Origin of the sequence: Bacillus sp. MT(2024) (assembly GCF_036362845.1) — a bacterium.
Taxonomy (GTDB): domain Bacteria; phylum Bacillota; class Bacilli; order Bacillales; family Bacillaceae; genus Bacillus; species Bacillus velezensis.
This window is the reverse complement of the sequence record NZ_CP143632.1, coordinates 481,478-502,815: the sequence shown is the minus strand read 5'-3', so window position 1 is coordinate 502,815 and position 21,338 is coordinate 481,478. Positions and strand designations below refer to the sequence as shown.

Genomic DNA, 21,338 nt, shown 5'->3' with positions numbered 1-21,338 from the left:
AGTATGATACAGAGAACATAAAAAAACAGGCCCTATATAAAGAGCCTGTTTGTATAAACGATTGAAGATTAAGCAGTTTTTTGAACGTTAGCAGCTTGAGCTCCACGAGCACCTTGCTCAACGTCAAACGTTACTTTTTGACCTTCGTCTAAAGATTTGAATCCGTCACTTTGGATTGCAGAAAAGTGTACGAATACATCGTCTCCATTTTCACGTTCGATAAATCCAAAACCTTTTTCTGCATTAAACCATTTAACTGTACCTTGTTCCATTTTTGTTGCCTCCTAGTGTATTACACATTGTATTACTATCCTTGCCCAAAGTATCATCAAGACGAAAAGTCGATATTCATACTATCCTTTACACGAACAAAAATAATTCTCCTTTATCATAGCACGAAACGGAAATAACTGCAAATTAATAATATGTTCATTCATGTTTTATTTGTTAAACGTGCGGCAGGTTTTTTAGTGAGAACCTTCATTTGTAATTTAGAAGTTTTGACGGACCCCTTACCGTACTTAATAAATATCATGTTGAGAGGTGTATTTTTAAAAAGCCCACTCATGAAAACGAGTGGGTTTACAAAAGCTCTAACTAACCCGCAAAGGTTTTAGTCAGAGCTATTTATACGTATTTTTTTGATCCAACTCACTAAGCACCTGCTCTGTCATCAGCTCGATAATATTCATTGGAACATGATAAATCCCCTTTTTCATAAAAATAATCAGCTACTCTGATTGCAAAGTTTTCAATGTCTCCGTACATTCTTAAAAGGAAAATGCCATTAGCAATGACGCTAATGGCACCCTTTGTTTCTACTCAGTAACTTATTCAGCTTCTCCCACAACTGTAAAGCGTTCATTTATATGTTTTGGATTTTCTATTTCATCCAATACTGCAATTGCATAGTCTGCATAGCTGATATAACTTTCGCCTTTCGAATTCACAAGAAGATGATCTTTTCCTGACTGATAAAACCCAGTTCTTTTCCCGTCTGGGTCAAATACCGCTGAAGGACTGATAAATGTCCAGTTAATATCAGAAGTCTCCTTTAGCTCTTGCAAGTTACGACCTTGCCCTTTAGCTGTTGGAATAAAAATCTCCGGGAAATCAGGTGTATCCATTACACTGACAGTTTTATTTTCGTCTACATAAAGACTCCCTGCTCCGCCTACAATTACGGCTCTTGTACCCATTCCTTTTAATGCCCTAATTAATGCCCGGCCAGCATCTACATGTGCCTGTTCTTCTCCTAATGGAGCTCCGAAGGCATTAACTACTACATCTAACTTTTTTAGATCATCCGATGTAAGATCAATTATATTTTTTTCAATGATTGAGATCTTTTCCTCTTTAAGTTTTGCAGCATCTCTTACAATTGCAGTTACTTCATGTCCCCTGCTTACCGCTTCTTTCAAGATAAGACTTCCAGCTTTTCCGGTTGCACCAATGATTCCAATTTTCAATTTAAAGTCCTCCTAATCATTCAAAATTTTAAATGTAACCATATTGATTACATGTAATAATTTTAGTTACACCTTATTTATTTGTCAATACTTTTATCATTTTGTTAATTGAGCATATTAGAGTAAAATAAACTTGTAATACATTCAGTTACAAGTGTACTATAAAGAGTGTTAAGTAATTAGGATGGTGAAGAAATCATGTCTATTAGCAGCCGTTTTGCTGTAGGAATTCATATATTGGCTCTTATTGAAATAAATGAAGACGGAATTAGCACTTCTGAATTTTTAGCTGGAAGTGTAAATACAAATCCCGCCTTAATAAGAAAAATTATGGGGATGCTGAAAAAAGCAGGTTTAGTAAATGTACGGCCAGGTATTGCAGGAGCTGAATTAGCGAAGGATTTAACTGAAATCACCTTACTTGATGTTTATAGAGCAGTTAATGTTGTTCAAGATAAAGAATTGTTTAGTATACATGAAAACCCCAATCCTCAATGTCCTGTAGGCCGGAACATTCAAAGTACAATTGGTCCAATATTTGAACTCGCCCAATCTGCCTTGGAAAAAGCTCTTGGACATATAACAATTGAGGATGTGGTAAAGGATATTATCGAAAAAGAAATATCAGCCAATAATTGTTAAATGATTCACAGAAAATCTTTTATCAGACTGGTGATAAGAAAAATCAATAAAACAAAAAGGGACTGGATCATATTGAATCCAGCCCCGAATTGATATTGATTTTTTGATTGAAAAAATGGCTTTTTAAGCAGTAAGCTTGCGAGAACTTTCTTCTGGCTGCTAAAACGCAAGCTGAATATACTGCCCGTCATCATATACACGAATTATGGTGTTATCTCTCTTGTACTCATCAGAATCTGCTCGCATTTCTTTTCTGACTTTCTTCTCCTGCTTAATCACTTCATTAATTGCATTATCCTATTTACTACCGCCGCACGCAGTCAGCAGAAGGATGAAGGTGACTGACAAATCATACGACCTACTATAGTAAGTCTATAAACAAAAAATACCAAAGGTGTCAAAACCCTTGGTGTCATTGGGATCGGCCGAGAGGACTTGAACCTCCGCAGGTTATCACCCGCTGGGCCACCATCTATATTCACAAAACTATTGCTCAGTTGTCAGCATGTGAAGTAAATTACGAATTTCCTTGTTATAACTTTTAATTTCTTCTTCATTACAACCGGTTTTATCAAATACTGCATTAGGGATCATTGTGACTTTTTCTTTAAACTCATTCCCTTCAGTTGTTAACGTAATAATTACACTTCGTTCATCCTCTTTTGAACGCTCTCTTATAATAAGACCTCGCTCCTCAAGTCGTTTTAAAACTGGAGTTAATGTTCCGGAGTCCAGATATAATTCTTCGCCTAAACCTTTAACAGATATTTTTTCCTTCTCCCATAAAACAAGAAGAACCAAATACTGTGGATACGTAATTCCTAATTCTTTTAAGAGAGGATGGTATAACTTTATCATTTCACGGGAAGCTGCATAAATCGCAAAACATAGATGATTACTTAACAGTAATTTATCATTCTTCATGTTAAATCCCTCACAATATTTATATTCATTACTACAGATAATAGCATAAGAATTAAATTAAGTAAAATTGAATGACTAACAATTTAATTAATCATAACTTATGCAAAATCAGAAAGAATCTATCACCAATAATATGATCTCCTTTTTTCTCAATATGGTTATTATGTACACTAACTTTAAACTGCCGAAAACTGTTCTTTATTTTAGTCTAATCAATCATTTAGAGGATTTTAATTGCGAATTTCAATTGAGAACAATTTAATTTTCAAAAATTTAATTGACAACGCTTGTTATATTGATTAAAATTCAATTGTGTTAAATTTAATTTATAGGAGTGTTTGATGATGACAGTATATTTTACAGCAGAAGCTACAACAAAAGGCGGAAGAGAAGGTCATGTAACATCTAATGATCTTATTATTGATTTGGATTTAGCTATGCCAAAACGAAATCAAGTATCCACGGCTACAAATCCAGAACAATTATTTGCGGCAGGCTATTCAGCTTGTTATGACAGTGCTCTTCATTTAGCAGCCCAGAGACAACGATTAAAAATCGAATCAGCTGTTACCGGTAAAGTAAGTTTATTAAAAGATGAAAGTGATAATGGTTATAAAATCGGAGTTGTTCTGGAGGTGGAAATTCAAGGGGTATCTCAAGAGCAAGCGGAAGAATTAACACATGCAGCTCATCAAGTATGTCCATATTCTAAAGCTACTCGCGGAAATATTGATGTACAAATCATTACAACAGCAATATAAGACGAAAGTTGCCAAGATCAATAGGTAATGGAATAAAAAATTTTGATTAAAACATATAGGTGACCAACCTTCAAATAAGGAGTGAGATTGATGTTAAAGAAAGTACAATTAGAAAAAGCAGCTCAAGAATTTGCAGAAGCAACCGCGAACCCACCCTATCTATTCGACCTTGGACCTGAGAAAGGACGAGAAGCTGTAGATGAGGTTCAATCTGACCCAATTGATAAACTGCCAGTTGATATTGAAGATATTATGATTTCAGGAGGACCGAGCGGACAGGTATCAGTAAGAATAATGCGCCCGCAGAATGCACCTGCGCACCTTCCTGTCATCGTGTACATTCATGGGGCCGGCTGGGTATTTGGTAATGAGCATACACATGATCGGCTCATCCGTGAGCTAGCAGTTGGAGCACAAGCTGCTATTGTCTTTCCAAATTACACCTTATCTCCAGAAGCAAAATATCCGACAGCCATTGAAGAAATCTATGCAGTAGTGAAGTGGGCAGCTGAAAATGGCCGTGAGAACGGCATGATTCCCGAGAGTCTAACAATTGCAGGTGATAGTGTTGGAGGCAATATGACTGCTGCTGTCACGCTAATGGCCAAAGCACGAGGTGACTTGAATATCCGGCAACAATTACTTTTCTATCCGGTAACAGACGCTTCTTTCGATACGGAATCCTATCAGCAGTTTGCTACGGGATACTTTTTGCGCAAGGATGCGATGATGTGGTTTTGGGATCAGTACACAACCAATTCGAATGAGCGTGCTGAGATTACAGCATCACCTCTGCGTGCAACTGCTGAGCAGCTTCAAGGGCTTCCACCTGCATTGATTATCACAGCTGAAGCTGATGTACTTCGTGACGAGGGAGAAGCATATGCCAATAAACTTCGTGAAGCTGGTGTTCCGGTCACCGCCGTACGTTTCCAAGGTATCATTCACGATTTCGTGATGCTCAACGCCTTAGCTAAAACTGAAGCTGCGCGCGGAGCAATTGATCTCGCCGCAACCTGGCTGCGTAAAGGGTTTTAATCCATCTATTGTTTCGTCACATAGAGACTGCTGCAAATAAATAAAAAACAAACAGATCCACTCAAATAATTGAGTGGATCGTATATTGGAATAATGGAACTTTTGATGAGCTTTTTAATCGGGCTGGTTATTATTTTGTTGTTGAGATGTCCCCCTAATTGAAAAGCTAACTCCACAACAAACTCCATTTTTTCACCACTTCACCCTCTTCATATCCAAAAAACCTTTGTTGATTAGTTAGCGTACAAGTTCTCGTTTTCTGCTTTGGACCCCATATAGAAAATAAAAAGCCAGCTCTCCTTCGGGAGAAGAACTGGCATAACAAAGCTTCTTATTTTGCTGTATTGCCCGGACCTTTTAATTTCTCTTCGTTCTTGCGTCAATGTTTTATTATTAGGACACAACCAATAAAATAATGACGATCGAGAATAGCAACGCTGCTTTTGCAAAGCAGTGAGCCCTCCAGAATATAAAAGAGCTGCAGTCATTGCTGCTCGGATAATCCCAGCTTATTCTGAGTCTGTATTTCGAGTAGTCGTTCAATTAAATGGATGTTTTTTTCATTCCTTTTCTGTTTGTTCCATTTTCCACCACAGGGAATCTTTTGGATTTTCAACAGCTTCTTGAAATTCAGCTTTAGAAGCAACTGTTGGGTAAGAACCTTTTAAAGATTTACCTGAAGTATCTTTAAATAAGGTTAACACAACTATTAAGCCAATTAAACTGACTGCCAATAAATAGAAACCCGGCGCCAAATTGTTTCTTGTCACATGGGTTAACCAAGAAGCAACTAAAGGTGTTGTTCCGCCAAAAATAGAAACTGATAAGTTGAATGTCCAGGATAATGTACGATATCTAATGTCAGTATGGAACAACGTAGGTAAAGATCCTGGCATAGTACCTTCGTATACAGATAATACAATACCTAACATTAAAAGTCCTATAAATAAGAAAGTTATATTCCCCATATTAAGAAATTGGAAAGAGATAATCGAAAATACAATTCCTAATACTAATCCAATTGCTATAACTTTTTTATTTCCTAATTTATCTCCCAGTTTACCAAAAGTTAAAGCGAACGGTACCATAATAATCAATACAATTGCTGTAACCGGTGTACTTATATTATCACTTATACCAAGGTTCTCATCTAAATAAGAAGGCATATACCCTAACAATAGGTAATTGGTTATATTGAAAAATGCCACAAATACGATACATAAAAAGATATCTTTTTTATATGTTTTAATGACTTCTAATAAACCTGGTTGTTGTTCTTGGTTTTCAGAGAGGTCATTTTCAAAGATTGGTGATTCATCTAAATGACTTCTCAAATATAAACCAAATAATCCTATTGGAATACTTAAGAAGAAAGGAATTCTCCATCCCCAACTATTCATTTGAACATCAGATAAAGTCCAGAAAAGTACTGTAACTAAAACAGAAGCTACTATATAACCAGATAATGTGCCGATTTCTAAACCGCTGCCTAACCTTATACGTTTATTATCTGGAGAAGATTCTGCGATATATACCATTGCCCCAGCGTACTCTCCACCCACAGAAAAACCTTGCAGAATACGAGCTAAGAGTAATAATATAGGGGCCCATACACCAATCTGATCATAGGTAGGAAGCACACCAATTATTAAAGTAGATAAAGCCATCATTAAAATAGTAATTGTTAATACTATTTTCCGACCAAATTTATCACCCATTTTACCAAAAATAATTCCGCCTACCGGTCTAAGTAAGAAGGCAATTGCAAATGTAGCAAAAGTAAATATTAACTTTAATTCATCGTTTTGAACTGGACTGAAAAAGTTTTTACTAATAATAACTGCCAAATAAGAATATAAAGCAAAATCAAACCATTCCATCGCGTTTCCTATCCCTGTAGCAAACACGCTTTTCTTCGCTTTTTGAATGTCTACAACGTTAATTTTTTTCTTGTTAAACTTCATTTAATAATATCGACTCCTTAATTATCAAATCCACATTATACAAGCGCGTAAACGGTCCGAGCATGCAGTCCCAGAATGTATAGCGTAATGCTTCTCTAAAAGTCTGGGGGTTTCTGTTTCACCTGATGGAGAGCTAACGGCATATTGGCTGATTGGTTCAACTGTACCTTAAAAGACTAGACTAATATCCATATCAGCGCCAAATAACATTGTAAACCAGGAAAGAAGGCTGAAATTCAGTGTTTTCGCTGGTTTCCTTAACTTATTTTTGCCGATTGGACTAAAAATAATACAAGAAGCAACAAAAAGAGAAACAGCCAACAGATAATACCAGCCAAAACGGTTAGTGACATATCCTCGGGCTGCGGTTGGTATTTTCTGCAGACTATTTGGAGAAATGATTCCCCTTCATACAGCTCTATTGTGAATATGATCACAATCGAAAAAAAACTTTTATTTCTTCAAAGTATCCTAAACCTTTATTTTAGATCTTCCATTACGTCTTCCAATATGTTTATTATAAGATTGAGGTCGTTCCTAAGAATTATTTACTGATTCTATCTTTATTACCCCACAATCAGGTGAAACAAAACACTATAAACGTAGCATACCTTTTTAAAATCTGACAAGCCCAACAGGGTGATAGAAACCCGGCTAAAGCTAAGCTAGTCAATGGATAGAAGAAATTTTTTTTGTTTTTCCCAAGGAATAACCGTCTGCGTTTAATCTAGCCCAATTAGAAAGAAAAAGAGCAGGAGTAATCCTGCTCTTTCATTCAAAACTTTAATTTGTATGACGAATTTCGTATACCTTTTCGACTTTTCTTACCTATTAATCAGTATGCAGACTACAACAGAAATAAGTAGCACCGGGTATGAAATAATGGTTTTATTTTTGTTCAATGATTAAATGATCCCCAATGACAATAAAGACTAATAATTACTAAAATTTCAGGAAACCCCAATATTGCTTATCTTAATTATTGTTTAACTAATTGGTAATTGCAACAGTAAACTTATACTTATGGAAAGTTATACCAACCGAAAATTTTCCGACTCAAGTCTGTTTAACCAGTTGTGAACCAATGAATTAAATACATCGGTTTGTTCGATTTGCAGGTTGTGACCAGCCATATCAAGTACTGCAAAAGTTGCCCTTGGGTAATCTTCGAGTAGCCGCCACGCATCATGGTATCCGACTACATTGTCCTGACGCCCTGTGATAATTAGCGTGGGATACTCAAGTTTAGATGAAATATCGAAGGTAAACCCATATCCATTTTGACGAATGTTGTTTACGAATTCATAATTTGTTTGTTTAGATGGAAATAAAATTTCATCCCGGAACCTCTCCCATTCAGTTTTACCTTGCACAATCCCCATAGAGCAAAATTCATCAGCCTCCTCTGAAGACAAATGTGATATCAAGTCGCTGTCTCTTTTTAGAACAGTCTTCTGCGGTACTACCCTTTCATCGAATTCGGGTATAGTTAATGGTGCCATCAGCAGTAATCCACGAACTGTTTCCTTACGTGAACGAACGATACCTCTGGCAATGTACCCTCCATATGAATTACCACAAACAATAAACTGTTGATCAGGAATAATCTCGTCCAAAAGACGCAATATCGCTTCTAAAACATCATCAGAGTTCTGAATAGACGGTTGTGGCTTAGAATGTCCCATACCTGGTAAGTCTATGTATATTCTCTTCCAACCGCTTCGTTTCTCGAATAACGGTTCCATTGCATGTAACATCACCTGATGGTCAAGTGTCCAACCATGCAACATAACGATCGGATATCCATCTCCAATTACTTTATGGTAAATCGACATGTATTTGTTCCCCTTCCCTGTAATCCTAATGTTTCGATATGAACATTTAATCCTTTCATGCATTTATCACAATTTTAACAAACTTTTAACTGAACTTGGTAAGTTGAACAAGGGTAATACATTGAATTTTGACAATCGCAAACTGTCATATGTGTCCGTCACATTAAAAGAATCTCTTTAATATGTTGTTTAGTGCTTTCGTCACGGCGACTATCGACAAATAAGAACCAAGCAAAGTATTGTCCAGATACTTTGAGTATTTTGATCACTTTGAAATAAGTGATTGAAAATACACTACCTAAAATCACTGCAGCCAATAGAACCCGGCTGATTTTCATCAATCATCTCCCCTTTTTTAATTTTCGTAGAGAGCATTAAATTTCCTCGTTTATGAGATAATCAGTGACTTCAATCGAAAAATCTTCAACATCAGCAAACATTCTCCTAGAAGTCTTGGTTTTCTTCCATGCTTAGCAGCACTTTCTCTACTTTTGCAAATTGGAGTTTGAGGCATTAGTAGCTAACTATAAATGATGAAAATATTTGTGCGATGTCTACTGCAGATGACTTACTTTAGGTAAGTGGGCAGTAGATCATTTAAAAATAAGCGCAAAAAAATACCAAGGATCTCTCTATTACCCTTGGTATTATTGAGATGCGGCCGAGAGGACTTGAACCTTCACGGGTTATTCACCCGCTGGGCCCTCAACCTAATGAAAACGTATCAAGTATTACATAAACCTTATAAATAAAGCATTCTTTATCTTCATTTCCACCTATTTTCAAAAATCACTGAAAATATTACCTTTAAATTTGTAATTTCAGCTAAGACCTAAGAAACCACTAACAAGAGAAGTAATGCAGTCTCGCCCACTAGGTGCGATAGTTTTTGCGTTTTGCGGGTATCGGAAAATCTTTGCTAGTAGCAGTGCCTCAATAAGAAGATCGCAATTTCCACTTACCTAGCTATATCAAGGTTTACTTGTCTGATTTGGGATGTTTGGGGTACAAAAGTTGAGTTACAAACATTATTATCCAAAAGAACGTTTACTGTAATTATTTTACATGGTATTATTTGTATTGTGCATGCGAATATGTATGTGTAATAAATGAAATTAAAAGGAGTGCTTGATCGTGAATCTTAAATCCATTTTCAAAGGAGTAACATCGACTCTGATAGCTGGTGTAATTGTTGGAACTTGTACTATACCTGCTTTTGCGGAGTCGACTACAAGTGTATCGCCGAAAAATTATGCAGTTACAAGTGGGGTATTCAAAGCTCTAGACAAGGAGGTTTCAGAGGGCTCTGTTGATCAATCAAGCTGGAGTCGGGAGTTCGAATTAGATGAGAATGACGGAGCACAAGTAAACTTCTGGATTTCAAATAACGGAAGTAATGACATAAAAATATCAATTGATGGAAAAGTCTCAAGAACCATCGCACCAGGCAAGCAAGGCAACATTTCTGCCGAGGTTAAAAATGGTTGGTTTGGTTGGACATACAATTACACATTTACAGCTTCACCAACGGCTCAAGGTGGCAGTGTTAAGATGAAATATAAAATTGCCCAAAGAAATAATTAACGAATTACGGAAAGGTAATCACTCATTACCTTTCCGTAATTTCATCATTTTTTAGTTTTTTAAAAGATTCCTTACTTTCTATACTTTGGAGATAAATTCACTCCAGGTTTTTCATCTTCTCTTTTTCCAGAAATAAAAGGTTTTTGTATTAAATCCTATATGATGCAAATCAAACCGATTAGTAATTACTTTTCTCCAATTTTCTGCTCCTGCTTTTCTTGCTCTTTTCCCCTCAGCCTTATGAAATATTATCATGTCCTATATTTAAGGGTTATACAGCGCTCATTATCATTATTTACACCTTTTTTGATGTTTTTTCATATTTTCTGGACAGTAAATGGGAGTAAAGAAACCTTGACCACTCACCAAGATAAGTAAAATAAAAAACGAAGGGCATCAAACTAGGTGACTGACTATAAGTAAGTGGGCAGTAACAGACAAATTTTCTACAAACAAAAAAATACCAAGGATCTCTATTATCCTTGGTATCATTGATGCGGCCGAGAGGACTTGAACCTCCACGGGTTATTCACCCACTAGGCCCTCAACCTAGCGCGTCTGCCATTCCGCCACGACCGCGTGCTATGAAGCTGTCTTTCCACTAAGCATATAAGCTAGTGATGATCAGCACTTTGAAAAGAAAGTGCGGGTGAAGGGACTCGAACCCCCACGTCGTAAGACACTAGATCCTAAGTCTAGCGCGTCTGCCAATTCCGCCACACCCGCGTGACAAGTGGTGAGCCATGAAGGACTCGAACCTTCGACCCTCTGATTAAAAGTCAGATGCTCTACCAACTGAGCTAATGGCTCGCTCTAAAAGTGATTCAAAAATTTTAAATAAAATGGCTGGGCTAGCTGGATTCGAACCAACGCATGACGGAGTCAAAGTCCGTTGCCTTACCGCTTGGCTATAGCCCAACGAAGGTAAATGGTGACCCGTACGGGATTCGAACCCGTGTTACCGCCGTGAAAGGGCGGTGTCTTAACCGCTTGACCAACGGGCCGTCTGGTTGAGAACTTATCTGGCGGAGAAGGAGGGATTTGAACCCTCGCGCCGCTTACGCGACCTACACCCTTAGCAGGGGCGCCTCTTCAGCCACTTGAGTACTTCTCCATAATGGCTCCACAGGCAGGATTCGAACCTGCGACCGATCGGTTAACAGCCGATAGCTCTACCACTGAGCTACTGTGGAATAATCAGACTTTCTTCATTATAAATGATGCGACATATTGTGTCAATAAGCAACATTTATTTTTTTGAGAAAGTATCGTTGTCTCTCAACGACTTTTATAATTTAACACAGATCATTGAGATGAGTCAAGCCTTTTCAAAAAATTCTTTTGATTTTTCCTCTGCATTTTCCGCAGGCATATCTTTCCGGGTTCATTGCCCGCTTCTTTATATACTGTTGGCCGCAAGCCTCGCATCTATACATATATGTTTTCTTTTGTGTCTTTTTGGTTTGCAGCGGCGTGCAGAATCTTGGCGCTCCGACTTTCTGAAGCAGGTCTCTGAAGTCTTTGTCTCTGTGCTTGTACCCTTTTCCCTCAAGATGAAGATGGTAATGGCACAGCTCGTGCTTGATGATGCCTATCAGCTCGCTCCGCCCGTGTTCGAGAAGATATTTGCGGTTTAATTCGATGTTATGGGAAGACAGCATGTAGCGGCCGCCTGTCGTTTTCAGCCGGTCATTGAAAAAGGCCCGGTGACGGAACGGCTTTCCGAAATCCTGTGCAGAGATGTCTTCCGTCAGCTTTTGAAGTTGTTCGTTATCCATATGTGCACCCCGCTTTAAAAACATTGAACGGGACAATTCACCGTTCGCATACAATGTGTTAAAACCGACCTCTAACTAAAAGCTGAGGAGGAATGAGCCATGCCGAATTGGCTGATGAAACAAATGCAAAAAGCGTTTTTAGAAAAGGACAATTACCAAATCAAACTGCTGAACCAGTGCTGGTATTTCTACAGAAAAAAACACTGCTCGTAAGCAGTGCTTTTATTTTACCATAGACAGCGACACTCTGCCTTTTTGCACGTCCACCCCTTCGACCCATACGGTGACGATGTCTCCGACCGATACGACGTCGAGAGGATGTTTGACGAATTGATTACTCAGTTTTGAGATGTGCACAAGCCCGTCCTGCTTGACGCCGATATCAACGAAAGCGCCGAAGTCCACAACGTTGCGGACGGTGCCCTGCAATTCCATTCCTTCCTTTAAATCCTCAAGCTGCAGAACGTCTTTTTTCAGCAAAGGCTTCGGCACTTCGTCACGGGGATCTCGCTCCGGCCTTGTCAGCTGCCCGCAAATATCCGCAAGCGTAATCTCCCCTATACCGAGCTCTTCAGCCGTTTCAGAAAGCGGCAATGCGCTTATTTTCTCTTTTGCGTCCGCGCTTCCGATCTGATCCGCAGTGAGCTGCAGTTTTTTGAGCAGCGCCTTTGTCTCTTTATAGCTTTCCGGGTGTATTCCGGTGCGGTCGAGCGGCTCCCGTCCTCCGGGCACTCTCAAAAAGCCGATGCACTGTTCATATGTTTTTGCGCCGAGACGCGGGATTTCTTTCAGCTCTTTGCGGTTTGTAAATTTTCCGAGCTCTTCCCTTTTTTTAACGATATTGCCGGCAACGGTTTTGGATAACCCGGCTACATATTGAAGCAGCGCGGCTGATGCTGTATTGACATTCACCCCGACTTGGTTGACGACGGTCTCTACGACAAAACGGAGAGATTCGTTTAAATGCTTTTGGCTGACATCATGCTGGTATTGCCCGACACCGACGGATTTAGGATCAATTTTCACAAGCTCGGCCAGCGGGTCCTGCAATCTCCGCGCGATGGAGACGGCGCTGCGCTCTTCGACCTGAAAATCCGGAAATTCCTCACGGGCGATTTCTGATGCGGAATACACGCTTGCTCCGGCCTCATTGACGATGACATAATAAATGTCCCGCTCTGTTTCTTTCAGCACATCAACGACGAATTGCTCTGTCTCCCGTGATGCCGTGCCGTTTCCGATCGCCACAACCTCGACTTCGTACCGGTCCAGCAATTCTTTGATTTTTTTCCGGGCTTCCGCTGTCTTTTTTACGGGAGCGTGCGGGTAAATGACGTCGATTTTCAGCACTTTTCCCGTCTCATCAACGACTGCCAGTTTGCACCCCGTACGGAAGGCCGGATCGACGCCGAGCACGACTTTTCCCTTCATCGGCGGCTGCAGCAGGAGCTTACGCAGGTTTTCAGCGAAAATATGGATCGCCTGGGCGTCTGCTTTTTCTGACAGCTCTTTGCGGATGTCACGCTCAATAGCCGGCTGGATCAGGCGCTTGTAACTGTCCTCAATGGCTTCTTTCAGCGTTTCTTTCACAGGTGTTTCACGGTGTTTGATGATTTGCTTTTCTAAATAAGCTTTTATCTGATCGGCGGGCGGTTCGATCGCAATCTTTAAAATGCCTTCTTTTTCACCGCGGTTCATCGCAAGCACTCTGTGAGGAACGACCTTTTGGATCGGCTCTTCGTACTCGTAGTACATTTCATAGACGTTTTTCTCGTCATCTGCGGCTGACTTGCCTGCCGCGGAAGTGAGAATTCCTTTTTTATACGTTTCCTGGCGGATCCACTTTCTGAAATGAGGATCATCCGAGATTTGTTCGGCTATGATGTGCTTCGCGCCTTCAATGGCTTCCTCTCTTGAAGCGACTTCTTTTTCTGCACTGATATATTGATCAGCGACGTCGTGAAGGCGGTCTTCTTTCGGGAGAGAAAGAATATAGTCCGCAAGCGGTTCAAGGCCTTTGCTTTTGGCGACGGTGGCTTTTGTTTTCCGTTTTTGTTTGAAGGGGCGGTATAAATCCTCGACTTCCTGAAGCTTCACCGCTTGCTCGATTTTTTGCTTCAGCCCGTCCGTCAGCTTGTCCTGCTCAGAGATCAATCTGATGACTTCCTCTTTCCGCTGCGTCAGGTTTTGTATGTATTGCCACCGCTCGGAGATTGCCTGAATCTGCACCTCGTCCATTGAGCCGGTCTGCTCTTTTCGGTACCGCGCAATAAACGGGACGGTATTGCCGTCTTCCAGCAGGCGGATGACACTTTCGACATGTTTTTGGGATAACGCTGTTTCTTCAGCAATTTGTTTTTTCAAAAGGGCTAACGTTTCCATATCACAAAAGCCTCCATCTCTTCTTTCTTTCTCTAGTGTATCAAAAAACGGCGGAACATAAAAAAAGCAGCCTTACGATAAAAGCTGCCCGAGAATATAGGTCAAATCATCACGTCTGGATGTTGTGTACGGATGAAGTGATTTTGATATTTCTTCTATTGAGTGTCCCTGCTTTAAGCAGGTGCGGATATGCGGAACCTCAAGCCCATCCGTGTAGATGATGAATGTCGCCCCTTTTTCGTATGATGACGTATACGTTTTGTATCTTTGCGGTTTGCCTGAGAGGTAACCCGAAATCGGCAGCGGATGAAAGACTTCGCCTGATGGGGAGTGCAGGAAGAAACGGACGTTGCCGATCGAGCAGTATGTCAATTCCCTTTTGATGAAATTGATTTTTAAGATGGAGGCAGTCGCCCCTCTTTTGTTTTTCATCGCTTGATTGCAGCGCTCAATGATGCTTTCCACATCCTCATTCGCATACGTTTCCACGATGTCTTTAATGGCTGACGAGGATTCGTTGGCAAGAGATCCGCTGCCGAGACCGTCCGCTACCGCGCAAACTAATTCTTCTTCATTCGCCTTCATAAAAAAGCTGTCGCCGCATATGGACTTGCCTTCTTTATTTAATTGGTATACGAGAGTTTGAACATGTTCATTTTCTTCAACCTGAATCATTACATTAGCTCCATGGAGGGATCTCCAATCAAGGCCTCTCTCAGTTTTTTCACCGCTTTCCGCTGCAGGCGCGAGACGTGCATTTGAGATATTCCGAGAATGTCCCCTGTTTCTTTTTGGCTTTTATTTTGCACAAATGTTAGATCGATAATCTGTTTTTCGCGGTCGGACAGCACATGAAGCACGCTTTTGATCATCATCTGCTGGTTGACGCGTTCGTATCCTTCCTCCTGCGACCCGACGATATCTAAAATCGTGACGGTGCTTCCGTCCGCATCCGCTTCGATGCTGTGATCGACAGAAAGCGCCTGATAGCTTTTTCCCATCTCCATCGTTTCAAGCACTTCCTCTTCTGACACATCGAGAAAGGCTGCGATTTCTTCGACTTTCGGCGACCGCTGCGTCTCTGTCGTCAGCTGATCCACCGCCATTTTAATGCGCGGCCCGAGTTCTTTAATCCGTCTCGGGACGTGTACGCTCCATGTTTTATCCCTGAGGAAGCGTTTGATCTCGCCGATGATGGTCGGAATCGCAAATGCTTCAAAGGATTTGCCGACCTCGGGATCATACCGTTTAATGGCTCCGAGAAGTCCGATCATCCCGACCTGGCGGAGGTCTTCGTGAAAGCTTTTTCCTTTTGAATATTTCTTTGCCAGCATTTCGACGAGATTGGTATACACCTCGACGAGTGTTTCCTGGGCTTCTTTATTATCATGTGTTTGAAAGTCGCGTATGAGCCGATCAACTTCATCTTTAGTTAGTTTCGTAGTTTTTGATGGTTGTGCCATGATCAACTCGCTCCCCATTTAAATACTTTGTCATCGCCACGGTTACGCCAGAGTTGCTTTGAACTTTGACTTCATCCATGAGCGTTTCCATTAAATACAGACCGAGCCCTCCTTCTGACAATTGATCGACTGTGTGCGAAGGTGTGTACGGCCCGAGATCCTGCTGCTTCTGATCAAAATCAAAGCTGTCTCCCTGATCGGCGACAATGACCTCCAGCCGATCCTCAAACACACCGAACCGCACGGATACTTCTCCCTTATTTTCATCTTTGTATGCATGCTGGACAGCGTTTGTACAAGCTTCGCTGACAGCGATTTTCAAATCTTCAATGTCATCATAGGTATAGCCCATTCTGCTTGCGACCCCTGATAACGTAAGCCTGACGATTCCTACATATTCCGGTTCGGCCGGAATTTTCATCTCTATATAATCAACTGATGTACTCATTGCACGCCACCTTCTGACTTTGCCGAAATGTCGATGATGTCCTTAAGCCCCGTAATTTCAAACAGACGGACGAGCCGGTCGGAAAGATTCTCAAGCTTCAGAGAGCCGCCTTCCTTGCTCACCGTTTTAAACACGCCTACAAAAACGCCTAAACCCGTACTGTCCATATAATTTACATCTTTTAAGCAGATTCTCATGTCCTTCCCCTCGTTTGCCAGGGGCATCAGCTTTTCACGAACCACCGGAGCTGAGTATACATCGATTTCTCCAGCGATATTGATTTGTATATCTGAAAGATTCTCCTTCATATCTACCGTTAAATTCATCGTATCACCTCTGAAAGTTATCCTTACTCGTGCTAATGGCTTTTTACCCGTGCTGCTGTTTTTTTAAACCTTTCTTTTCAAAACAATTAACGTAAAATCGTCATGAAGCTGAAAGTCCTGAAGTCTCAGCAGGCTGTCGTAAATATTTTTGACCATATCCTGCGCGGAGCAGTCCATATGTTCTTCCAGCATGCGCTGAATGTCGCTGCGTTCTAAGAAACCGTTTTCGGTGCGGCATTCGGTGACGCCGTCAGAAAAAAGAACGATCATGTCTCCTTCGTCCATGTGCTGTTCATATTGGCTGTAATCAAAATCCTGGGAAATTCCCAGCACCAATCCTTTTGCCTCCAGATCATAAAACTTTTTTTCTTTTTCAGAGTAGTAGAAGCCCGGTTCATGCCCCGCAGAAGCATATGTAAATTGGTGATTTTTCGTATTGTAGTTTGCGTAAAACATGGTGATAAACATGCTTGAGTCCACGTTCTGTTCTACAACGCGGTTAAGATTTTTCAGCACTTGGGAGGGGTGAATGCCGATCTCCGGAAGAGAGTCCATGGCATACTTGATCATCGACATGCACAATGCGGCGGGTATTCCTTTTCCGATGACATCGGCTATCGCGATGTTAATCGATTCCTTGTCTTTGACAAAGTGATAATAGTCCCCGCTCATTTGCTTGGCGGGGACGCTGATCGCCCCGATATCCAGCTCTTCTTCTTCAGGAATTTTTGTGCCCAGCAGCGTCTGCTGAACATTTGCGGCAATTTCAATTTCTGAACGAAGCTCCTGCTGGATATCTCTCAGACTTTGGTGTTCCTGATAAGCCATCCCGTAGCCAATCATGACTTCTATTAAAAAATCCAGCGAATGAAAAACATCTTCCGGCAGATCCGGATACAGTTCCTTTACCACTTTTCGGTGGATGCTGATGATCTCCTCCGGAGGAACCTGATGTTCAATCGTTTTTCGGCTGAATTTTTGGGCTTGATATAAAGATGTTTCTGTTAATTCGGCTATATATCGGCTAAGCAGCTGATGATACCGCTGCTCTATAACCTCCCTGAAATCCACGTTCTAACCTCCTACCGAAGCCATTTTACGGCTTGAATCTCTGTTCCTTCCTCTGCAACAGATTGCAGGCTGAATTCGTCCATCAGCCTTTTGACGCCCGGAAGTCCCGCTCCCAGTCCGCCTGACGTTGAAAAGCCGTCTTCCATCACTTTACGGATGTCGGGGATTCCGGGTCCTTTGTCTTCTGCTATAATTTTAAGGCCTTTTTTCCCTCTGTCGTTTACTTGTTCTATGCTGACCTGGCCCTTGCCTGCATATAAGTAAATGTTTCTGGCCAATTCTGAGATTGCCGTCGTGATTCTGGCCTGGTCCACCGTGCCGAAGCCTAATTCCTTCGCAACGTTGCGGCCAAGCTGTCTGGCGGCTACGATATCCCATTCTGTCATGATTTTCACACAGGATTGGTCGTTCATCGCTATTCCCCCAATTCCCGCTTCAATGTCTCAAGCCCTTGCTCTAAATCGAGCGCCGTTTCGATTTCCTCAAGTGAGATTCCGAGTTCAATCAATGTGACCGCCACAGCCGGCTGAATTCCCGTCAATACGACCTTTGCACCCATCAATTTAGACATGGTGATGACATCGCCGAGCACTTTCGCGATAAATGAATCGATCATGTCAACGGATGTCAGGTCAATGACGACCCCGTTTGCGCCGGTTTCATAGATTTTGTTCAGCAGATCTTCTTGAAAATGCAAAGCTGTCTGGTCGTCAAGCTCCCATTGGATGGATACCAATAAGCAGTTATACAGTTTCAGGATCGGGATTTTTGGATGTCTCACAATGTTATTCCCCCAATGAAACGATTTTTCGATTTGTCATTTCAAGCGCTGTTTGAATTCCTTTTTGAAGGGTATTCTTCGTAATAACCTGCGACAAATCAATTCCCAGATTAACGATCGTCTGCGCGATTTCCGGACGGATTCCGACGAGCAGACATTTCGCGCCGACAAGCCGCACCGCTTCTGATGCCTGAATAATATGGTGCGCCACCATCGTATCAACGACCGGCACGCCCGTGATATCAATTAATACAACCTGTGAACGGTGCTTTACGACGCCGTTTAACAGATTTTCCATAATATGCTTTGCACGCTCCGTATCAATCGTCCCGACAAGCGGCATGACCGTTACATGCTCAAATACCGGGATCAGCGGAGCCGACAATTCCTGAAGCGCGATTTTTTGCAAAGTAACCGTTTTTTCCCAGGAGATAGAATACTGATTTAAGATTTCCGTGTTGATCGGATTGAAAAAGCTGTCTATTTCCAAAATCAAATCTGCTCTGTCCTGATCGGCCATATTAAGGTCGACCATCGTTTCATAAAGCAGTTTCCAAAACTCTGACAGGGTGGCTGAAAGAAGTTTCAGCGACAGGCCGAGCTGAACGGCGCGCAGTGCGAGTTCACTGATCTGCTCTTCCGTAGCCTCGTCATTTTTTGTCGATAATAAAAGAATGTCTATATAGTCTTTACAAATATTTTCACATATGTGATTCGTAAGCTGATAGTCTTCCTGATTGCCTACTTCTTTTAGTTTGGCTGTCCAAGTATCAAGCAGTTCATCATGCTGATCAATAATGAACTGATACACTTTCTGATTCGACATGGGTTTCACTGACCTCCCGACACAAAACAACAAATTTTGTTTGATTATCTCTTTATTATAGCGCTTATGTTTTTCGAAAACAAAAAAAGTTGCTCTATATGAGCAACCAAAATATGACTAAAAATCAATGAGTGCCAAACTGATTTGCAGGGCTTCATCAACCTTATCCATCATTTCATCATCCAGATGAGTTATTTTATCCGTTAATCTTTGCTTGTCAATCGTCCGAATTTGCTCCAGCAAAATAACGGAATCTCTTTCAAAACCGTAGCGTTTTGCATCAATTTCGACGTGGGTTGGTAATTTCGCTTTCTGTATTTGGGCTGTTATGGCTGCAACAATAGCAGTCGGGCTAAAGCGATTTCCGATATCATTCTGGATCACTAAAACCGGGCGTACGCCGCCTTGCTCTGAGCCAACAACAGGAGATAAATCAGCAAAATAAACATCGCCGCGCTTTACAATCAAAATGATTATCCTCCGCTGACTAAGCGCTCAACGGTCGTTTCTGCTTCGCACTCAGCATAGTGAGCCTCAGAAGAGATATTCAAGTTGATTTTCGCCATTTCCATATACCCGCGTCTCATCAAATCACGGTTATGGCGAGTTGTCCGTTCGCTGACATACGCTCTCACTGCTTGTGATATCAGTTCGTTTCTGCTTCGTTTCTCCCGCATCGCTACACCATCCAATTCAGCTACTAAGTTTTCGGGCAAGCTGATTTTCATTTCGGTTCTTGCGCTGGATTCAGACAAAGAACATACACCTCCACCAAACTTACGGATACGACCAATTCATCCATCCAGACATAATGATACCATTATTCAAACGTCAAGCAAAGCTGTTTTATAAATTCTCTTTTTCCGGATGACGGCTACTTGTTTGTATTATCTTGCAGTAAAGGATTTCTTACTTCCATTATACTCTCATTTTCCAAAAACATACGGGGAACGCGGGAACTAATGGTACAAGGGACCTCGTAATTAATCGTCTCAAGCCGCCCTGCGATTTCATCCATCGTGATCGTTTCTTCCTTCTGGCTGCCGATCAGGGTGACTTTGGTGCCCGGCGGATAAGAGTGATCTAATTCGACCATCAATTGATCCATGCAGATTCTTCCCGCGATGTTCATCCGTTTGCCGCCGATCAGCACAGACGTGCCGCTCAGCTTGCGGAGCCACCCGTCTGCATAGCCGATGGGAACCGTTCCGATCCATTGATCCTTCTCTGCCGTATATGTTGCGCCGTAGCTGACGCTTTCCCCTTTGCGGATCTTTTTCACATGGGATAACACAGAGTGCAGCGCAAAAGCCGGCTTTAATTGAAACGGAATTTCGCTTTGGATGTCAGCAGAAGGACGAAGCCCGTACATACTGATGCCGAAACGAACCGCGTTAAAGAAGCCTTTTTTAAGGCGAAGTCCGGCGGCGCTGTTCGCGCAGTGCACCATCAATTCTTTTAAAGGGAGCGGAGCGATCAATGTTTTAAAGCGGTCAAACTGGAAGAGGAAATAATCTCTGTTTTTCTCATCCGCGGTAGCAAAATGGGTGAATACGCCTTTACAGACTAAACCGGGATTTTGGCTGAGGATTTTTAACACGCTTTGGATTTCTTCCTCCGTTTTGACTCCGAGTCTGTTCATGCCGGTGTCGACTTTCAGATGAAACGGCAATGTGGCACCTCCGAGGTGGCGCGCAGCTTCCTGAAGCCATTCAACAGAATACCCCGTGAGTGTTACGTCATACTCGGCAGCTGCTTGTACATATTCGGGCGGCACGGCGCCAAGCACGAGAATCGGCGCTGTAATGCCCCGTTTTCTCAATGAAATCGCTTCATCCAGTATGGCTACGGCAAGACAAGAGGCACCCGCTTCAAGCGCGGCTTTCCCAACTTCCAAATCTCCGTGGCCGTAAGCGTTCGCCTTTACAACCGCCATGAGATGGACATTTTGCCCGATGTGTTTTTTCATATGCGTGACATTTTTTTTAATCGCGGACAGGTTGATTTCCGCCCACGTTTCTCTGTAAAAGGATGCTGTGTTCATTC

At 41.6% G+C, this 21,338-nt stretch carries 24 protein-coding genes, 7 tRNA genes and 3 pseudogenes; 5 read left to right on the top strand and 29 right to left on the bottom strand.

Annotation, left to right across the window (positions count from 1 at the left end; all coding sequences use genetic code 11):
- Nucleotides 1-68: 68 nt before the first annotated feature.
- Both cspC and VP472_RS02625 read right to left on the bottom strand, forming a co-directional pair.
- Nucleotides 69-272 carry a cold shock protein CspC gene (gene cspC, locus VP472_RS02630; RefSeq protein ID WP_003156143.1) on the bottom strand — a complete coding sequence of 68 codons (204 nt, stop codon included), beginning with the start codon at nt 270-272 and terminating at the stop codon, nt 69-71.
- 558 nt (nt 273-830) lie between these two features.
- Nucleotides 831-1,469: an NAD(P)-dependent oxidoreductase gene (locus VP472_RS02625; protein ID WP_101562752.1), complete on the bottom strand. Its 639-nt coding sequence runs from the start codon at nt 1,467-1,469 to the stop codon at nt 831-833.
- A gap of 198 nt (nt 1,470-1,667) precedes the next feature.
- On the opposite strand from VP472_RS02625, the gene VP472_RS02620 reads away from it, so the two are divergent.
- Entirely contained in the window at nt 1,668-2,111 is a 444-nt protein-coding gene (locus tag VP472_RS02620; protein WP_146276162.1) for an Rrf2 family transcriptional regulator, read from the top strand.
- 159 nt (nt 2,112-2,270) lie between these two features.
- On the opposite strand, the gene VP472_RS02615 is transcribed toward VP472_RS02620, so the two are convergent.
- A complete protein-coding gene (locus VP472_RS02615; RefSeq protein WP_404799126.1) occupies nt 2,271-2,399 on the bottom strand; it encodes a hypothetical protein in 129 nt (42 codons plus the stop codon).
- A 198-nt stretch (nt 2,400-2,597) separates the two neighbouring features.
- Entirely contained in the window at nt 2,598-3,035 is a 438-nt protein-coding gene (locus VP472_RS02610) for a MarR family winged helix-turn-helix transcriptional regulator (protein ID WP_003156155.1), read from the bottom strand.
- Between the two features lie 341 nt (nt 3,036-3,376).
- Here VP472_RS02610 and VP472_RS02605 point away from each other — a divergent pair, with 341 nt between their 5' ends.
- Together VP472_RS02605 and VP472_RS02600 are read left to right on the top strand one after the other, a co-directional pair.
- On the top strand, nt 3,377-3,796 hold the full coding sequence (locus VP472_RS02605; protein ID WP_070081408.1) for an organic hydroperoxide resistance protein: 420 nt from the start codon (nt 3,377-3,379) through the stop codon (nt 3,794-3,796).
- Nucleotides 3,797-3,886: 90 nt separating this feature from the next.
- On the top strand, nt 3,887-4,834 hold the full coding sequence (locus VP472_RS02600; RefSeq protein WP_071181551.1) for an alpha/beta hydrolase: 948 nt from the start codon (nt 3,887-3,889) through the stop codon (nt 4,832-4,834).
- Nucleotides 4,835-5,394: 560 nt separating this feature from the next.
- Here the strand turns inward: VP472_RS02600 and VP472_RS02595 are convergent.
- The 5 genes and pseudogenes from VP472_RS02595 to VP472_RS02575 all read right to left on the bottom strand — a co-directional run.
- Nucleotides 5,395-6,798, bottom strand: coding sequence for an MFS transporter (locus tag VP472_RS02595; protein WP_146276160.1), 1,404 nt, complete (start codon nt 6,796-6,798; stop codon nt 5,395-5,397).
- A gap of 38 nt (nt 6,799-6,836) precedes the next feature.
- Nucleotides 6,837-7,203 (bottom strand): annotated as a pseudogene (locus VP472_RS20050) (BCCT family transporter); the annotation flags it as partial.
- Nucleotides 7,204-7,829: 626 nt separating this feature from the next.
- Entirely contained in the window at nt 7,830-8,633 is an 804-nt protein-coding gene (locus tag VP472_RS02585) for an alpha/beta fold hydrolase (RefSeq protein ID WP_146276158.1), read from the bottom strand.
- A 210-nt stretch (nt 8,634-8,843) separates the two neighbouring features.
- A pseudogene (locus VP472_RS02580) lies at nt 8,844-8,971 on the bottom strand (hypothetical protein).
- Nucleotides 8,928-9,082: pseudogene (locus VP472_RS02575) on the bottom strand (tetratricopeptide repeat protein); the annotation flags it as partial. The pseudogenes VP472_RS02580 and VP472_RS02575, both read right to left, overlap by 44 nt.
- A gap of 685 nt (nt 9,083-9,767) precedes the next feature.
- On the opposite strand from VP472_RS02575, the gene VP472_RS02570 reads away from it, so the two are divergent.
- Nucleotides 9,768-10,217, top strand: coding sequence for a hypothetical protein (locus VP472_RS02570; RefSeq protein ID WP_077721839.1), 450 nt, complete (start codon nt 9,768-9,770; stop codon nt 10,215-10,217).
- A gap of 495 nt (nt 10,218-10,712) precedes the next feature.
- On the opposite strand, the gene VP472_RS02565 is transcribed toward VP472_RS02570, so the two are convergent.
- The 8 genes from VP472_RS02565 to VP472_RS02530 form a co-directional block, all read right to left on the bottom strand.
- Nucleotides 10,713-10,796: transfer RNA gene (locus VP472_RS02565), tRNA-Leu, on the bottom strand.
- A 65-nt stretch (nt 10,797-10,861) separates the two neighbouring features.
- A tRNA-Leu gene (locus VP472_RS02560) sits at nt 10,862-10,943 on the bottom strand.
- Between the two features lie 8 nt (nt 10,944-10,951).
- A tRNA-Lys gene (locus VP472_RS02555) sits at nt 10,952-11,027 on the bottom strand.
- Between the two features lie 33 nt (nt 11,028-11,060).
- A tRNA-Gln gene (locus VP472_RS02550) sits at nt 11,061-11,135 on the bottom strand.
- A gap of 11 nt (nt 11,136-11,146) precedes the next feature.
- Nucleotides 11,147-11,221, bottom strand: a tRNA-Glu gene (locus VP472_RS02545).
- Nucleotides 11,222-11,240: 19 nt separating this feature from the next.
- A tRNA-Ser gene (locus tag VP472_RS02540) sits at nt 11,241-11,331 on the bottom strand.
- A gap of 4 nt (nt 11,332-11,335) precedes the next feature.
- A tRNA-Asn gene (locus tag VP472_RS02535) sits at nt 11,336-11,410 on the bottom strand.
- A 135-nt stretch (nt 11,411-11,545) separates the two neighbouring features.
- Nucleotides 11,546-11,995: a SprT family protein gene (locus tag VP472_RS02530; protein WP_015416877.1), complete on the bottom strand. Its 450-nt coding sequence runs from the start codon at nt 11,993-11,995 to the stop codon at nt 11,546-11,548.
- A 99-nt stretch (nt 11,996-12,094) separates the two neighbouring features.
- On the opposite strand from VP472_RS02530, the gene cmpA reads away from it, so the two are divergent.
- The gene (cmpA, locus tag VP472_RS02525; RefSeq protein WP_003156164.1) at nt 12,095-12,208 is read left to right on the top strand and encodes a cortex morphogenetic protein CmpA; all 114 of its coding nucleotides are present in this window, start codon (nt 12,095-12,097) and stop codon (nt 12,206-12,208) included.
- A 9-nt stretch (nt 12,209-12,217) separates the two neighbouring features.
- Here cmpA and VP472_RS02520 read toward each other — a convergent pair whose 3' ends face one another.
- The 12 genes from VP472_RS02520 to alr form a co-directional block, all read right to left on the bottom strand.
- Entirely contained in the window at nt 12,218-14,377 is a 2,160-nt protein-coding gene (locus VP472_RS02520; protein ID WP_146276156.1) for a Tex family protein, read from the bottom strand.
- Nucleotides 14,378-14,449: 72 nt separating this feature from the next.
- On the bottom strand, nt 14,450-15,052 hold the full coding sequence (locus VP472_RS02515) for a phosphoserine phosphatase RsbX (RefSeq protein WP_146276154.1): 603 nt from the start codon (nt 15,050-15,052) through the stop codon (nt 14,450-14,452).
- The gene (gene sigB, locus VP472_RS02510) at nt 15,052-15,840 is read right to left on the bottom strand and encodes an RNA polymerase sigma factor SigB (RefSeq protein ID WP_003156171.1); all 789 of its coding nucleotides are present in this window, start codon (nt 15,838-15,840) and stop codon (nt 15,052-15,054) included. Before sigB ends, VP472_RS02515 begins: the two co-directional genes overlap by 1 nt.
- Nucleotides 15,806-16,288: an anti-sigma B factor RsbW gene (rsbW, locus tag VP472_RS02505; RefSeq protein WP_003156173.1), complete on the bottom strand. Its 483-nt coding sequence runs from the start codon at nt 16,286-16,288 to the stop codon at nt 15,806-15,808. Before rsbW ends, sigB begins: the two co-directional genes overlap by 35 nt.
- Complete coding sequence (gene rsbV, locus VP472_RS02500; protein ID WP_003156176.1) at nt 16,285-16,614, bottom strand: anti-sigma factor antagonist RsbV; 330 nt, start codon at nt 16,612-16,614, stop codon at nt 16,285-16,287. Before rsbV ends, rsbW begins: the two co-directional genes overlap by 4 nt.
- Nucleotides 16,615-16,677: 63 nt before the next feature.
- The gene (locus VP472_RS02495; protein WP_003156177.1) at nt 16,678-17,685 is read right to left on the bottom strand and encodes a PP2C family protein-serine/threonine phosphatase; all 1,008 of its coding nucleotides are present in this window, start codon (nt 17,683-17,685) and stop codon (nt 16,678-16,680) included.
- 11 nt (nt 17,686-17,696) lie between these two features.
- Nucleotides 17,697-18,098, bottom strand: a complete 402-nt coding sequence (locus VP472_RS02490) for an anti-sigma regulatory factor (RefSeq protein ID WP_003156178.1) — start codon at nt 18,096-18,098, stop codon at nt 17,697-17,699.
- A 2-nt stretch (nt 18,099-18,100) separates the two neighbouring features.
- Complete coding sequence (gene rsbS, locus VP472_RS02485; RefSeq protein ID WP_003156180.1) at nt 18,101-18,466, bottom strand: RsbT antagonist protein RsbS; 366 nt, start codon at nt 18,464-18,466, stop codon at nt 18,101-18,103.
- Nucleotides 18,467-18,470: 4 nt separating this feature from the next.
- Entirely contained in the window at nt 18,471-19,292 is an 822-nt protein-coding gene (locus tag VP472_RS02480; protein WP_003156182.1) for an STAS domain-containing protein, read from the bottom strand.
- 117 nt (nt 19,293-19,409) lie between these two features.
- Nucleotides 19,410-19,760, bottom strand: a complete 351-nt coding sequence (ndoA, locus tag VP472_RS02475) for a type II toxin-antitoxin system endoribonuclease NdoA (RefSeq protein WP_003156187.1) — start codon at nt 19,758-19,760, stop codon at nt 19,410-19,412.
- Nucleotides 19,761-19,765: 5 nt separating this feature from the next.
- The gene (gene endB / locus VP472_RS02470) at nt 19,766-20,047 is read right to left on the bottom strand and encodes a type II toxin-antitoxin system antitoxin EndoAI (RefSeq protein ID WP_003156188.1); all 282 of its coding nucleotides are present in this window, start codon (nt 20,045-20,047) and stop codon (nt 19,766-19,768) included.
- A 119-nt stretch (nt 20,048-20,166) separates the two neighbouring features.
- Nucleotides 20,167-21,336: an alanine racemase gene (gene alr / locus VP472_RS02465; RefSeq protein WP_146276152.1), complete on the bottom strand. Its 1,170-nt coding sequence runs from the start codon at nt 21,334-21,336 to the stop codon at nt 20,167-20,169.
- Nucleotides 21,337-21,338: the final 2 nt, after the last annotated feature.